Raw genomic sequence first — 14,096 nt, forward strand, 5'->3', positions numbered from 1 at the left:
GTCATAGGCGAATGACGTCAACTTTCCCGGCATGGCGACGGACGACGGACGAAGACTCGTTGCGTCGGCATACTGCACCGAAGTAACCGAGACGCCAGAGGATGTCCTCACTGTTGCTTTCACGGGGCGACCGGAGCCGTCGCATGTGTAGACAGCATTGCGTGCTGGTGTAGAAGTTGCCAGAAGAGACTGCCCGCCGCCTCCCACGTCAATCCGCTCGACATTGAACCGGTGCTACCGGTTGGGCGAACCGTGCCAGCTACGGTCGAAAAAGAAAGTGTCCTTGCGCCATTGCTATCCGTGACAGTGGTTGCCCCCGATCCATAGGCAAACTGCACGTTCCTGGTTGTGTCGGGATGGCTAACAGCAGTCGCTCTGCCCTGTGCGTCGTATGTCCACGTTGCGGTGCGCGAGCCGGTTTCGTCAATGATTCCAGTCAGCGCGCGTTCCGAGTAGGGATCAGCATAGACATACTGGCGCGCGTTCCCATCAGGCCAGGTGACGGAAATTAGATTGCCCCACAGACCGTACTTATATTGTGTGATACCACCCGCAGGATCTGTCAGTCGTGCGAGGTGGCCACTCTGGTCATATTCGAGTCGCAGGACCAGGTCGTAGGCAGCTTGGGTTCCGGGGCCGTGTTGGGTGATCGTAGAAAGCCGCCCCAATCCATCGTAAGTCAACGTCCTGACGAACCCGGTCTTGGTTTTTTCTGATAGAAAAACGCCTTGTGCGGAATAGGTTTCCACCATCTCGGTGACAAGATCAGTAAGCGACCAGCCCGCGCCATTTCGGGCAAGTGTCAAGCCGCTAAAGGTCGCGGTTCGCCATGTGCCGTTCGCCAGGGTAAATGTTATTGGTTCGCCGTTTTCGCGGTACGCATTGACCTTTTCGGCGCTGTCTCCAATACCAACGATTCCCAGTTTTCGCTGCCAGTTGTGAACCCAGTTTGCTCCGACAGCATTCGTGTTTAATGGATACGGTACAGAGCGGTAAGTGCGTGTGAACGCGACGGGAATCTCATCGCCGCTCACAAAGTCATTCTCCGCTGTCGTGACAATACCGCTAGTGGCGAATACAGGATCGTTTACCGGACAGGTATCGTCTGTCGGAGAACCTCCTGTCGCACCAGCACAGTAGTCCGATATATAGTGTCCGCAGTTGTAGTAATTTATTGGGTTGTAGATATCGTCTGGTCCGTCGGATGGCGGCATAGTGCCCGCGACCTGCGCCGCGCAGTCCGGGGTGCCTGGAACCCCAGAGGACTTTAAAAATAGGCGCATGCATTGATCTTCTGTCGCCGCATTGGTATAGGCAACGGACATCAGCAAGCCAGACGCAACAATCAGGCGGGCAAGTGTGCCTGCTAACCCGCTACGGAGTTTCCACGCTTTCATGTTTCTCCTTTAAGTTTCTGCCAGCCAAGGGCGGCGTAACAACTCTTAAGGAGATGGAAATATTTTGAAATGCGACAATTCCGAAAAATCCGATTGCGTTGAGGCAGGTCATGCTATCCATGTGCTGACATAGGTAATGCGATCAATGAGCAGATTCCGAAGCCTTGCGGGCGCAACGGTCGAACTCGATGCGCTAGGGGCATCATCGATCCGCGCGAACTGGAGGCGGGCGCGGGCGAAGGCACGTAGTGCGGTCGCAAAAAAACACCCGCTCGACGGCGGGTTTCCTTTGATGCACGAAACGGTGAGCCTTACTTGTATTTGTCAGAACCGGACCTGACAGGTAGTCGGAGAGGAGAGGTAAGAAAGGCGATCTGGTGGTGAATCAGCCTCTCGCTGGCGGACTCGAGTGAATCGCGGGTGGTATGCATAGGCGTTTTGTCATAGCACTATCGCCCTCGATGTTCACGCTCATTGTTGTACTGGCCAATCTATGCTTCCAGATCGGTCTGCAGGGTTGCGATCGGGTCGTAGATCTTCCTGCGGCAATCCGCACGGGGCGCCCACGCGCCTACTTCCGCCCTACCAGATACGTCACACCATTCGAACCATAACGCTCTGAATGCGGTTTGTTCGCAGGCAAGTGGAAGACGTCGCCGGCTTTATACGTCTGCTCCGTCTCGCCCACTCGGATGTGCAACTCGCCGTCCAGAATCAGGGCCTTCGCTTCGAACGGATGCTCGTGAACGTCCATCGAGGTGTTCGCCTCGCGCGTTACGACGACAGTCTCAGCGAAACCTTCTTTCGTCAGGTTTTCAGTAAATGTTTCGCGGTCCATGGCGTCTCCATCGTCAAGCAGTGGGGGACATTTAATGTAACCCCAGCCGCCGGTTCGTGCAGAGCGCAGTCGTGTTTTGCGCCGATGCAGTGACGCCTGAGTCGACCTTCCTGCGGGCTCGCGCGCGCGGCGCTGCCGATTCGCCCAGCCCTTTCCTGCGGCGCGCAGCGTTCGATTCCGTTTCCTCCGCGTCGTCCATCACAACCAACATCTTTCCCCGCTCGATGTTCGCCTCGGTTTCGTACTGATGAGCCGTGCGTTCCAAAAGCTCCGCTAGCATCATCTGATCGCGGCGGTCGCAATGGTTCATTGCAATACCTTTGCGCAACGTCCTGGCGAGCATGGCCAGCGACGAGAGCCGCTCGACGTAAATGCGGGTTGCCTCCACTGCCTCAGCCGCAAGACGCTTGTACTCAGCGGGCTTTACGGATAGGCGAGGGTACATGTAAGTAGCTTCAGCGGGTTTGCTCATGGCGCGATTTCCGGTTGATTCTCGAAATCGCCCGACACTCGCTGAAAACGGGTGGGCGGGCACGTAGCGAGGTTGACAGGCCGGTGCCAGCCCAAACCGGCGAGCCTTGCGGCTCCCTCGCCGCGGCCCGCCCGTTGAACGGACGCGCAGAGGCAAACGACCTGCGTGGCAGGTTGATTAGGCAATGGCATTCGAGCTCTCACACCCGGTCATCATTGTTTTGACGACCGCCAAATTATAAGTGCGCCCTTCTCTTAAAATTCACTTTGCTAAGCTAACTATCTAACTTTGGCCAATCGGCCTAAGACAGTCTCAAACCTTCCCTCAGCGCAACGACATCGCACTGCTGAGCGTCGGTCAAGCGCCCCCAACCAAGCGGCCGCTCAACCGAAGCCCATCCACCTTCACCCGCCCTTAGCTCACCACCAACACCGGCGCCACCGCCGCCGGATCGCTAATACTCGGTCGCCCATTCTCAACGTGCCCAGCCACGCGACGCGCGAAGCTCGCGTCATCGTTGCTCGTCACCGTCAAGTCATACCAGTGATGGCTCGACGCCAGCACCCACGCCTCTTCGATATGCGCCCCTGCCGGCACCAGCACCGGACGCGTCCGCGCACCATATGCATTGTCGGTCACCGTCAAGCGCGCAATCCCGCCGCCCTTGTTGCTGAACTTGATAAACACATTCCCGTTCGCCACATCGTATTGCACCTTGATCTCTGGCTCTGCCGGCTTGCCGTTGCCCCGCAGTCCCGATGCCACCGCCGCCGTCTGCGCCGCCTGCTGCGTATTACCCGCAAACTTACGCACGAAGCCATTCGGCCCAAACACCTCGAACGTGTACACACCGTTCGTCGTCATCAGATCGAAGGTCTCGCTGAGCGACTTGCCGGCCTCGACCGTATAACGCCACGGACCATCCGTGCGATTCGTCGAGTACACGTAGAAATGCGCACCTTGATGGCCGGTGTTAGCCAGCACGATTTCGAACGTGTTCTTCTTCACATCCGCATGCCCATTCACATGCAACTCATACGGCAACGCGCGGGCAAAACGGATGCCCGATTCCTGCGGATCGAAGGCGACTGGCGTGGCCGGCACCGTGGGTTTCGGCTGTGACGTGCACTCGTTGGCGATCTGCTGGTAGTTGCTCGTATCCGGGAGCGGGGGCACCGTGGCGTCCGGCGTGCGGAAGTCAAACGCTGTCGTCAGATCGCCGCACACCGCACGGCGCCAGGCCGTGATATTCGGCTCAACCACGCCAAAGCGCGTTTCGATGAAACGAATCACCGAGGTGTGATCGAACACCTGCGAGCACACAAACCCACCCTTGCTCCACGGCGACACGATCGTCATCGGCACGCGCGGGCCGAGGCCGTACGGCAAGCCGTCTGCGGTGTACTTGCCGCCGCGCAGCGGGTTCACGACGTTGTGGATTTCGCCATCCACGCTGACCGTCGACTGCCCTTGTGCCGGCGTCGTCGCCGGTTGCGGCGGCACCAGGTGATCGAAGAAGCCGTCGTTCTCGTCGTACATGATGAACAGCACGGTCTTGCTCCACACTTCGGGATTCGACGTCAGCGCATCGAGAATCTGCGACGTGTATTCCGCGCCGTAGGCGGGCGTATAGCTCGGGTGCTCGGAGTACGCAGCCGGCGGGCACAGCCACGACACCTGCGGCAGATTACCCGCGAGCACGTCGTTCTTCAGGTCCGCGATCGTGCGCACCGTCTGCGCGCGCTCGTACAACGGTGAACCCGGCTGCGCGTTGATGTAGTTCGCGAAGTTCTGCAGCACATTGGTGCCGTAGTTGCCGTTCAACGGGTCCGCGCCGGTGAGACCTTGCTGGTAGACCTGCCACGTGATGCCCGCGGCTTGCAGACGTTCCGGGTACGTGGTCCACGAGAGCAATTGATAACTCGGCGGTCCGTCGCCGTCGACGTAATCGTTGTTGTCGAGCAGCGGGCCCCCCATCGTGCCGGTCGGATCGACCATGCCCGTCATCAGATACGAACGGTTCGGGTGCGTCGGTCCCGCCAGCGAACAGAAGTAAGCGTCGCAAACCGTGAAGGCGTCGGCCAGTGCGTAGTGGAACGGGATGTCGCTACGCAAGTAGTAGCCCATCGTCATGTCGGTCTTGTACTGGGGCCACTGGTTGTACGCGCCGTTGTTGATCGCGTAGTGCGTCGGGTACCACGAGTGGTCGAGATCGCCGATGCATTGCGCGCTGGTCGTCTGCGTGTTCAGATGGAACGGCAGTACCGGTTGCGCCGCGTTTTCCTTCGACGGCTGGTACCACACGGGTTGCTGGCCGCCCGGCAGCGGAATCGGGAAGCGGTCGTTGTAGCCCCGTACGCCGCGCAGATGGCCGAAGTAGTGGTCGAACGAACGGTTCTCCTGCATGAACACGACGATGTGCTCGACATCGCGGATCGTGCCGGTGCGCGAAAACGCGGGCACGGCGAGCGCATTGCGAATGGACTCGGGCAGCGCGGTCAGCGCGGCAGCAGCGCCGGCGGATGAAGCCACGGTCTGCAGGAAACGGCGACGGCTATTTGATGTCATCGAATATCACCTTCTGCGGGTGGGGAAGAATAGCGCGCCTCGCGCGCCGGTGGAATCAGGTCAGTTGCTGTTGGTGTTATCGCCCGGTGCGTAATGCATCACGGGCGCGACTTGCTGGCTGTCAGCGGCGAGACTGGCTTGCATGTTCTGTGTGATCGCGTCGGACGCAGCGGCACGGTCGGCTGCAAGGGGTGCCGATGCGTTGGGCATGCCGGTTGCTGAATTGAAGGCTGGGCTTTGCGCGGCATCGTTGCTGGCAACGCTCGGCGATGACGGCGCTGGCGCGGAGTCGTCCGCGCCACAGCCGCTCAACGCGAAAGTTGCGAGCGCAACAAAGACGGTGGTAGCAAGGCGTGTGTTTCTTTTCATGTCTGCATCCAGCTTCGTGATGGCGGATGCAGTCTCCAATCCTTTCGAGAAATAATTGTGAAACGTTTGCGAGTGGATGAAACTCTTGTCGATCGTCAGTTATTCGAAAGGTGGTGGAAAGCCGTAGGCAGGAGAATAGTCACGTTAGCGCCACACGGCTGAAGCCCTGGCACACCGAACGATTTGCGCTTTGCATACTTTGGTCAGTCCATGACACGTATCGAAAGACCTTTCGACATCACGCGTCTCGAAGACGAATGGCTCGAAGCAGATGGCTTCGGCGGCTTCGCGTCCGGAACCGTCGGCACGCTGCGCACGCGCCGCTATCAGGCGCTGCTGCTCACCGCCACACGCCCGCCTGGTGGGCGCGTCGTACTCGTCAACGGTGTGGAAGCCTGGATCGAAGCGAACGGGCAGCGTTATCCATTGAGCATGCAACGGTATATGCCGGACGTGATCTACCCCGATCTGACTGCGAGTCTCTTCGAATTCGACACCGAGCCGTGGCCGAGATGGCGTTTGCAACTCGATGCACACATCGCGCTGATCGCGGAAGTGTTCGTGAGCAAGGCGACGCGCGAAACGGTTTTGCGTTGGCGGCTGGATGGTCCATCAGAAGCAGCCTCCGGCATGGGTGCGTTCAAGTTGAAAGTCAGGCCCTTGCTTTCCGGCCGCGATTACCATGCACTGCACCACGAAAACCCCGCGTTCAATTTCAACGCGCAGACAAGCAGCGATCAGGCATGCGTGAGTTGGCAACCCTACGGCGACTTGCCGGTCATCAATGCGGTGACCAATGGCGTCTACACGCACGCACCTGATTGGTACCGGAACTTCTGCTATTTACGCGAGCGCGAGCGCGGCCTCGATTTCAGCGAAGACCTCGCCACGCCCGGCGTGTTCAGCTTCAATCTCGGAGATGGCGAAGCGGTGATGATCCTCAGTGCGTCGATCGCATCCTCGGGGTCCTCAGTGTCGGCAGCGTCCTCCGCGTTGGCGGCAGGGCTGGCAGGCACGAAATCGATCCTCGCCTATGCAGCGGAGACGGCCGGCAACGCCGCCGTTGCAACGGACCCGGCAGGCGCAAAGACAGCCGCCGCTAACCCAACGGCATCGGCAGACGCAAAGACAGCCGCCGCTAACCCAACGGCATCGGCAGACGCGAAGACGGGCGCCGCCTACCCAACGGCACCGGCAGACGCGAAGACAGGCGTTGCCTACCCAACGGCATCGGCAAGCACCAAACCGGCCGCCGCCCACGCAGCCCAACTAGCGCGCATCGAACAGCAGCGGCGCAGTGCACTCGGCTCGCGTCTGCAGCGTTCCGCCGATGCCTACGTCGTAGCGCGTAACGAAGGCCGCACGATCCTCGCCGGCTTTCCATGGTTCACCGATTGGGGCCGCGACACGTTCATCGCCATGCGCGGCTTGTTGATCTCAGCGGGCCGCCTCGCCGAGGCCGAAGCGATCCTGCTCGAATGGTCGGGTACGTTGTCCGAAGGCATGCTGCCGAATCGTTTCCCCGACTATGGCGACACGCCGGAATACAACTCCGTCGACGCCTCGCTATGGTTCGTCATCGCCGTCCATGACTATCTGGCGACGAACCACGCCAACGCCGACGCCCGAACGCGCCTGCAGCAGGCCGTCGAAACCATCCTCACGGGCTACACGAACGGCACGCGCTTCAACATCAAGGCATCCCCCGACGACGGCCTCCTGAGCGCCGGCGTCCCCGGCGTACAACTCACGTGGATGGATGCAAAGGTCGGCGACTGGGTCGTCACGCCACGCATCGGCAAACCTGTGGAAGTGCAGGCGCTCTGGATCAACGCATTGCGCATTGCAGCAACGTGGAATCCGCAGTGGCAGCAGCCCGCGGCGCGAGCGTTGCAAGCGTTTCACGAACGCTTTACCGATCCGTCGACACAAGCGCTTGTCGACAACGTCGACGTGGATTTTGTGAACGGCGCGGTCGATCGCTCAATCCGCCCGAACCAGATCTTTGCGGTAGGCGGCCTGCCGTTTCCGTTACTCGAAGGCGCAGCGGCGCGCGCGGTCGTCGACCAGGTCGAAGCCCAGTTGCTTACGCCGCTTGGCCTCAGAACGCTCGCGCCGTCCGATCCTGCCTACCGCGGGCACTACGGCGGTCCTCCGCTAGCGCGCGATGGCGCCTATCATCAAGGGACGGTCTGGCCATGGCTGTTAGGCCCGTTCGTCGAAGCATGGCTGCGGGTTCACGGCGCCGAGCCGGACGCCCGAGCACAAGTGAAAGCACGCTTTCTCGACCCGCTGTACGCGCATCTCGATCACGCCGGCCTCGACCATCTGTGCGAAATCGCCGACGGCGACGCACCGCACACGCCCGCCGGCACGCCGTTTCAGGCGTGGTCGCTGGGAGAGTTGCTGCGCATCGAAAACCTGCTTGCCCGGTTGGAGCCCATCGCCTCGTAAACCGCGCTACGATGTGAGTCCCACCGCCAGGCCCGACGCAAGGACGTAGTCATGCCACCGCTGCGCGCTGCCAATCTGCTCGACACAATCGAAGGTTCCCGCCTGCACTCCGCGGATTGTGCCCATTGGCAGCGCTGGGGGCCGTATCTCAGTGAGCGTCAGTGGGGCACGGTACGCGAGGACTACAGCCCGGACGGCACCGCCTGGGACCACTTTCCGCACGACCACGCGCGCAGCCGCGCCTACCGCTGGGGCGAAGACGGCATTGCCGGGTTTGGCGACGACAAACTCAGCTGGTGCGTGTCGCTGGCGCTGTGGAACCGTAAAGATCCGATCCTGAAGGAACGCCTGTTCGGCCTCACCAACGAGCAGGGCAATCACGGCGAGGACGTGAAGGAGTTGTACTTCTACGTCGATGGCACGCCGACGCATTCGTATATGCGGATGCTCTACAAGTACCCGCAGGCCGCCTTTCCGTACGACGACCTGGTGCAGGAAAACGCGCGACGTGGCGGCGACATGCCGGAATACGAGATCCTCGACACCGGCGTGTTCGACGATTTGCGTTACTTCGACGTGCAGGTCGAATACGCGAAACATGGGCCCGACGATATCCTGATGCGCGTGACAATCGAGAATCGCGCGGACGAGGCGGCGTCGCTCGATGTGCTGCCGCAGATCTGGGCGCGCAATTCGTGGTCGTGGAAGGAGAACAAGGACAAGCCGTCGCTCGTTGCAGGCAAGGACCACGACGGTGAAGCCCGGGTGGTCGGCAAGCAGCATGGTCATGAGCCGATCGTCGTGACAGCGTGGTCGAAAGACGCGCCGGAAATGACGTGGCTGTTCTGCGAGAACGACACCAACGTCAAGCGCCTGTTCAACATGGAGGCGACCGGCCCGTTCAAGGACGGCTTCAATGATTACCTGGTCCACGGCGACGAACAGGCGGTACGCCGTGACGCCGGCACCAAGGCAGGCGCGCACGCGTCGATTGAACTCGGCCCGCATGGCCGCGCCGTGGTGTACATGCGCTGGCGTCCGCAGTCGGCGCCCGATGACGCGCAACTCGATGCCGATGCAGTGTTCGCGCACCGCATCGCGGAGGCCGATGAGTTCTATGGCGCGCTGCAACACGAGATCGACGATCCCGACGCACGCCTCGTGCAGCGTCAGGCGCTCGCCGGGATGTTGTGGTCCAAGCAGTACTACCAGTACGACGTGCAGCGCTGGCTCGAAGGCGATCCACTGCAACCCAAGCCGCCCGAGTCGCGCAAACGTGGCCGCAATGCGGAATGGCGGCATCTGTGCAACGCGGACATCGTGTCGATGCCCGACAAGTGGGAATACCCGTGGTACGCGTCGTGGGACCTGGCGTTTCATGCGGCCGCGTTCGCGCTGATCGATCCCGAGTTTGCCAAGCGTCAATTGCTGCTGCTGGTGAAGGACCGCTATCAGCATCCGAACGGCCAACTGCCCGCCTACGAGTGGGCGCTAGGCGATGCGAATCCGCCGGTGCATGCCTGGGCCGCGTGGCGCGTCTATGAAATCGACCGCGCGCTGACGGGCAAGGCGGATCGCGATTTTCTGGAACTGGTATTTCACAAGCTTCTGCTGAATTTCACTTGGTGGGTGAACCGCAAGGATGCGGACGGCCGCAACGTTTTTCAGGGCGGCTTTCTCGGGCTGGACAACGTCGGTATCTTCGATCGCTCCTCGCCGCTGCCGACCGGCGGTCACATCGATCAGGCTGACGGCACCGCGTGGATGGCGGCGTACGCGCTCGACCTGATGCGTATCGCGCTCGAACTGGCGTATGCGAACCACGTGTTCGTCGATATCGGCGTGAAGTTTTTCGAGCACTTTCTGTATATCGCCGAGGCGGTGAGTTGCGACGACGGTTGCGATACCGGTCTGTGGGACAGCGAAGACGAGTTCTTCTACGACAAACTGCGCCTGCCCGACGGCAGCAATATTCCGATGCGCCTGCGCTCGATCGTCGGCCTGATTCCGCTTTTCGCGGTGCACGTGCTCGAAGAACGTTTGCATGGACATTTGCCGGGTCTGCGCGAGCGGCTCGTCTGGTTCCTCGAACATCGTCCCGATCTGGCGAAGCTGGTCTCACGCTGGAACGAGCCCGGCAAGGGCAATGCGTTGCTGCTCTCGCTGTTGCGCGGGCATCGGATGAAAGCGCTGCTGCGCCGTGCGCTCGACGAAAGCGAATTTCTTTCCGATCACGGCGTGCGGGCGCTGTCGCGATTCCACCGCGACCATCCGTTCGAGTTCAACCACAACGGCACCAGCGTCACCGTGAAGTATCTGCCGGCCGAATCCGACACACGGGTGTTCGGCGGCAATTCGAACTGGCGTGGGCCGGTGTGGATGCCGATGAACTATCTGCTGATTGAATCGCTATACGAATTTCATCGCTATTACGGCGACGATTTCCGCGTCGAGTATCCGACCGGTTCCGGGCAGAAGTTCTCGCTTGGCGAAATTGGCGACGAACTGGCGCGCCGGGCGACCACGCTGTTTCTCAAAGACAAGAACGGCGAGCGTCCGGTAATGGGCACGTATCCACTCTTGCAGGCTGACCCGCGGTCGCGCGATCTCGTTCTGTTCCATGAGTATTTCCATGGCGACAACGGGCGTGGCGTGGGCGCGTCGCATCAAACCGGCTGGACCGGTTTGGTGGCGTTGCTCCTGCAACCGAGGGCGATGGCCGCATCCGGTAATGTGCCGCTAGCGGGCGAGCCGGACCGGGCGCCGATGCCAACGTCGACTTCGGCGCCTGCCCCGGCATGCCCACCCGAGTCTGCGCCTGCGCTGGCAACGGCCGTGACCAAGTAACGAGTGGCGAGCGACAACCCGGCCGCGCGCGAGGTTACATAAGCCATACAGCGCGCGGGGTGGGCAGGTTGAGTCGTTGTTTTTGAACTGTGTGGGTTCAAGCGTGGTCTTTCATATACCGCCACGTCCGTTCCATTGGCTTCCTTAAGTGAATCCCATGTCGACTACTCCGAACACCCCAACTTCCGCCAGTCCCGAACGCAGTTGCAAAGTCAGCGCGGGTCCGCATGAGGCGCCGTCGTCGCCGGCCGGCAAGCGGCCCGCACCGCCTTGCACGCTGGTGATCTTCGGCGCGGGCGGCGACCTGACCAAGCGGCTCTTGATGCCCGCGCTGTACAACCTAGCGGTGGACGGCCTGCTCGACGATGGCATGAAGATCATCGGCGTGAATCACGGCGAGCGCGAGACGAGCGAATGGCGCGAAGACTTGCACAAGTCGCTGCAGCAGTTCGCGGCCGACAAAGCCAGCACTTTCCATGCCGGCAAGCTCGACGACAAAGCATGGGACTGGGTCGCGCAACGGCTCGAATTCATGGCCGGCGAGTTCGAAACCGACGACACGTTCACGAAGCTCAAGCAAAAGCTCGATCAATCGCCGGGCGGCAACGTGATTTTTTACCTGGCGGTCAGTGCGCGCTTTTTCAAACCGATCGTCGAGCATCTGGGCAAAGCGGGGTTGCTGAAAGAAGGCGAGGGCGACGCGGGCGGATTCCGTCGCATCGTGATCGAGAAACCGTTCGGTACCGATCTCGCTTCGGCGCGCGATCTGAACGCGCACATCCTGTCGTACGCGAACGAATCGCAGGTGTATCGCATCGATCACTTTCTCGGTAAGGACACCGTGCAGAGCATTCTCGCGGTGCGCTTTGCGAACGCCTTGTTCGAACCGATCTGGCGGCGCGAATATATCGATAGCGTGCAGATTACCGCCGCCGAAACGATCGGCGTGGAGGGGCGCGGCAAGTTTTACGAGCAGACCGGCGCGTTCCGCGACATGCTGCCGAACCATCTGTTCCAGTTGCTCGGCATGGTCGCAATGGAGCCGCCCAATTCGTTCGATGCCGAAGCCGTGCGCGACAAGAAGGCTGAAATTTCCGACGCGATCCAGCCGCTGACTGCTGATGATGTCGTCTTCGGTCAATACGAAAAGGGTCCGGCGGGCGTGGGCTACCGTGAGGAACCGGACGTCGCGCCGGGCAGCACGACGGAAACCTACGCCGCCGCACGCGTGTACGTCGAGAACTGGCGTTGGGCGGGCGTGCCGTTCTATCTACGCACCGGAAAGCGGCTTGCCGCGCGCCGCACGGAGATTTCCGTGCAACTGAAGCCGGTACCGTTCCGTCTGTTCCGCGACACGCCGGTCGACGCGCTAACGCCGAACGTGCTCACCCTGCGTATCGATCCCGCGCACGGCACGAGTTTCGACTTCAATGTGAAGACGCCGGGGCCGGTGATGCAGGTGGGCGCGGTGCAATCCTCTTTCGACTATTCAGACTTCTTTGCGGAACATGCCAACGTCGGCTACGAGACCTTGCTGTACGACTGCATGCTTGGCGACGAGACGCTGTTCCAGCGTGCCGACAGCATTGAGACATGCTGGGCCGCGGTAGACGACGTGCTGCATCCGAAGACCGGCGGCGCGATGCCGGTGCACGGCTACGCCGCAGGCAGCGAAGGCCCCGCGGAGGCGGATGCGCTGCTCGCACGCGATGGCCGTGCATGGCGGCCTTTGAAGCAGGATGCGGTTGAAAAGAAGTAACTCCATGAGACGCACCAACACCATCGGGGGACACCGTGGCCACACGTAAAACGAAAGTAAAAAGCAGTACCGAGCGGATTCTGGCGATCGACGTCGGCGGCACGGGCTTGAAAGCCGCGATCATCGATGCGGACGGACAGATGAAAACCGAGCGTTTGCGCGTGGCGACGCCGCATCCGTGCACGCCGGATCAACTCGTGGATGCGTTGGCGAAGCTGGTCGAGCCGCTCGTCAAAGAAGAGCCACCCACGCTGATGTCGATCGGCTTCCCTGGCGTGGTGCGCAACAACCGCATTCTGACGGCGCCGCACTTTGGCGTTGAAGGCTGGCACGATATTCCGCTGGCGGACTCGTTGGCGCAGCGCCTCGGTGGTCTACCGGTGCGCATGATCAACGACGCCGAGATGCAGGGTTTTGCCGCGATCGAAGGCCATGGTCTCGAGTTTGTGCTGACGCTCGGCACGGGCGCGGGCACGGCGCTGTTCCGCGATGGCGAGTTGATGCCTCACCTCGAGCTCGCGCATCATCCGGTGAGTAAGAAGGGTGTGGCGTACGACGAGTACATCGGCGACGCGGCACGTGAGAAGGCGGGAAATAAGCGCTGGAATCGCCGGGTGCAGAAAGTAATCGGGATTCTCGATTCGCTGGTGAACTACGACAAGCTGTGGATTGGCGGTGGCAACGCGGCACGGCTGACGTTCAAGCTGCCCGCGAACGTCGCGACAGTATCGAACGATGCAGGGATTGAAGGCGGCGCGCGCTTGTGGCATCCGAGGTCGCTGCGTGAGACGCGGCAGTTGCCGGAGGCTAATGAGCGGACCGGCCGGTTCAAGTGATACCCAATGTGCTGATGGACTTGTCGCTTGTCAGGGTCGTCATCGCCGAAACATCGTTCGTCCCGGGACGCTCACCGTAGCAGACTGGCTTAATACGCCATGTATGGAACGGGCCTCACCCGGAAAGGCACGCCCATGGCCCCTCAAAAATAGATCGCGACAGTATCCTTAAATGGGTCCAAGATGCGCGACACGGCGGTCGCTTTCGCGGCCGGCGAATCGAGGGGAACATGATTCACCCTGCCAGGCACGCTGTCTGGCACTGCGCCACGCGAAAGCGGCGCGACAGTAGTGCGAAAGCGCCCCGCCCCCCATTCATCATTCACGACCGGACCGGTCGCGCAAGCGCCGCGCAGACCGGATAACCCGCACCGGTCCAGGCGACGTTCGTCCGACATAGTTTGCGTCCGCCGATAGTCGACCCTCAGCGGTCGGCGCCTATTGCGGCGCTTTGGTGCGGCTCCGCCCACACTCATTCCTCACCGCGCCCGGCACATGCCGCGCACGTCTTTTTTCGTCCTGACGGGACTGCGCGCGTTCGCCCGCACCCGAGGAT

The 14,096-nt window shown here is 61.2% G+C and carries 9 protein-coding genes; 4 read left to right on the top strand and 5 right to left on the bottom strand.

What is annotated here, in order from left to right; genetic code table 11:
* Nucleotides 1-119: 119 nt before the first annotated feature.
* From PQQ96_RS06920 to PQQ96_RS06940, 5 genes are all read right to left on the bottom strand, one after another.
* A complete protein-coding gene (locus PQQ96_RS06920) occupies nt 120-1,397 on the bottom strand; it encodes a DUF6531 domain-containing protein (protein WP_408290283.1) in 1,278 nt (425 codons plus the stop codon).
* Between the two features lie 571 nt (nt 1,398-1,968).
* On the bottom strand, nt 1,969-2,235 hold the full coding sequence (locus PQQ96_RS06925) for a cupin domain-containing protein (RefSeq protein ID WP_408290285.1): 267 nt from the start codon (nt 2,233-2,235) through the stop codon (nt 1,969-1,971).
* 31 nt (nt 2,236-2,266) lie between these two features.
* Entirely contained in the window at nt 2,267-2,707 is a 441-nt protein-coding gene (locus tag PQQ96_RS06930) for a hypothetical protein (protein ID WP_408290287.1), read from the bottom strand.
* A 414-nt stretch (nt 2,708-3,121) separates the two neighbouring features.
* The gene (locus tag PQQ96_RS06935; RefSeq protein WP_408290288.1) at nt 3,122-5,275 is read right to left on the bottom strand and encodes a phosphocholine-specific phospholipase C; all 2,154 of its coding nucleotides are present in this window, start codon (nt 5,273-5,275) and stop codon (nt 3,122-3,124) included.
* Between the two features lie 60 nt (nt 5,276-5,335).
* Nucleotides 5,336-5,644, bottom strand: a complete 309-nt coding sequence (locus tag PQQ96_RS06940; protein ID WP_408290290.1) for a hypothetical protein — start codon at nt 5,642-5,644, stop codon at nt 5,336-5,338.
* Nucleotides 5,645-5,854: 210 nt separating this feature from the next.
* On the opposite strand from PQQ96_RS06940, the gene PQQ96_RS06945 reads away from it, so the two are divergent.
* From PQQ96_RS06945 to PQQ96_RS06960, 4 genes are all read left to right on the top strand, one after another.
* On the top strand, nt 5,855-8,098 hold the full coding sequence (locus PQQ96_RS06945; protein ID WP_408290291.1) for an amylo-alpha-1,6-glucosidase: 2,244 nt from the start codon (nt 5,855-5,857) through the stop codon (nt 8,096-8,098).
* A gap of 51 nt (nt 8,099-8,149) precedes the next feature.
* Complete coding sequence (locus PQQ96_RS06950) at nt 8,150-10,945, top strand: MGH1-like glycoside hydrolase domain-containing protein (RefSeq protein ID WP_408290292.1); 2,796 nt, start codon at nt 8,150-8,152, stop codon at nt 10,943-10,945.
* 157 nt (nt 10,946-11,102) lie between these two features.
* Nucleotides 11,103-12,704: a glucose-6-phosphate dehydrogenase gene (zwf, locus tag PQQ96_RS06955; protein WP_408290294.1), complete on the top strand. Its 1,602-nt coding sequence runs from the start codon at nt 11,103-11,105 to the stop codon at nt 12,702-12,704.
* 35 nt (nt 12,705-12,739) lie between these two features.
* Entirely contained in the window at nt 12,740-13,540 is an 801-nt protein-coding gene (locus PQQ96_RS06960) for an ROK family protein (RefSeq protein WP_408290296.1), read from the top strand.
* Nucleotides 13,541-14,096: the final 556 nt, after the last annotated feature.

The organism is Paraburkholderia sediminicola (genome assembly GCF_046027825.1).
Taxonomy (GTDB): Bacteria; Pseudomonadota; Gammaproteobacteria; order Burkholderiales; family Burkholderiaceae; genus Paraburkholderia; species Paraburkholderia sediminicola_D.

Bases quoted from the DNA above. Each gene is read 5' to 3' on its own strand.
- PQQ96_RS06920 (WP_408290283.1), bottom strand. From the start codon at position 1,397: ATGAAAGCGTGGAAACTCCGTAGCGGGTTAGCAGGCACACTTGCCCGC.
- PQQ96_RS06925 (WP_408290285.1), bottom strand. From the start codon at position 2,235: ATGGACCGCGAAACATTTACTGAAAACCTGACGAAAGAAGGTTTCGCT.
- PQQ96_RS06930 (WP_408290287.1), bottom strand. From the start codon at position 2,707: ATGAGCAAACCCGCTGAAGCTACTTACATGTACCCTCGCCTATCCGTA.
- PQQ96_RS06935 (WP_408290288.1), bottom strand. From the start codon at position 5,275: ATGACATCAAATAGCCGTCGCCGTTTCCTGCAGACCGTGGCTTCATCC.
- PQQ96_RS06940 (WP_408290290.1), bottom strand. From the start codon at position 5,644: ATGAAAAGAAACACACGCCTTGCTACCACCGTCTTTGTTGCGCTCGCA.
- PQQ96_RS06945 (WP_408290291.1), top strand. From the start codon at position 5,855: ATGACACGTATCGAAAGACCTTTCGACATCACGCGTCTCGAAGACGAA.
- PQQ96_RS06950 (WP_408290292.1), top strand. From the start codon at position 8,150: ATGCCACCGCTGCGCGCTGCCAATCTGCTCGACACAATCGAAGGTTCC.
- zwf (WP_408290294.1), top strand. From the start codon at position 11,103: ATGTCGACTACTCCGAACACCCCAACTTCCGCCAGTCCCGAACGCAGT.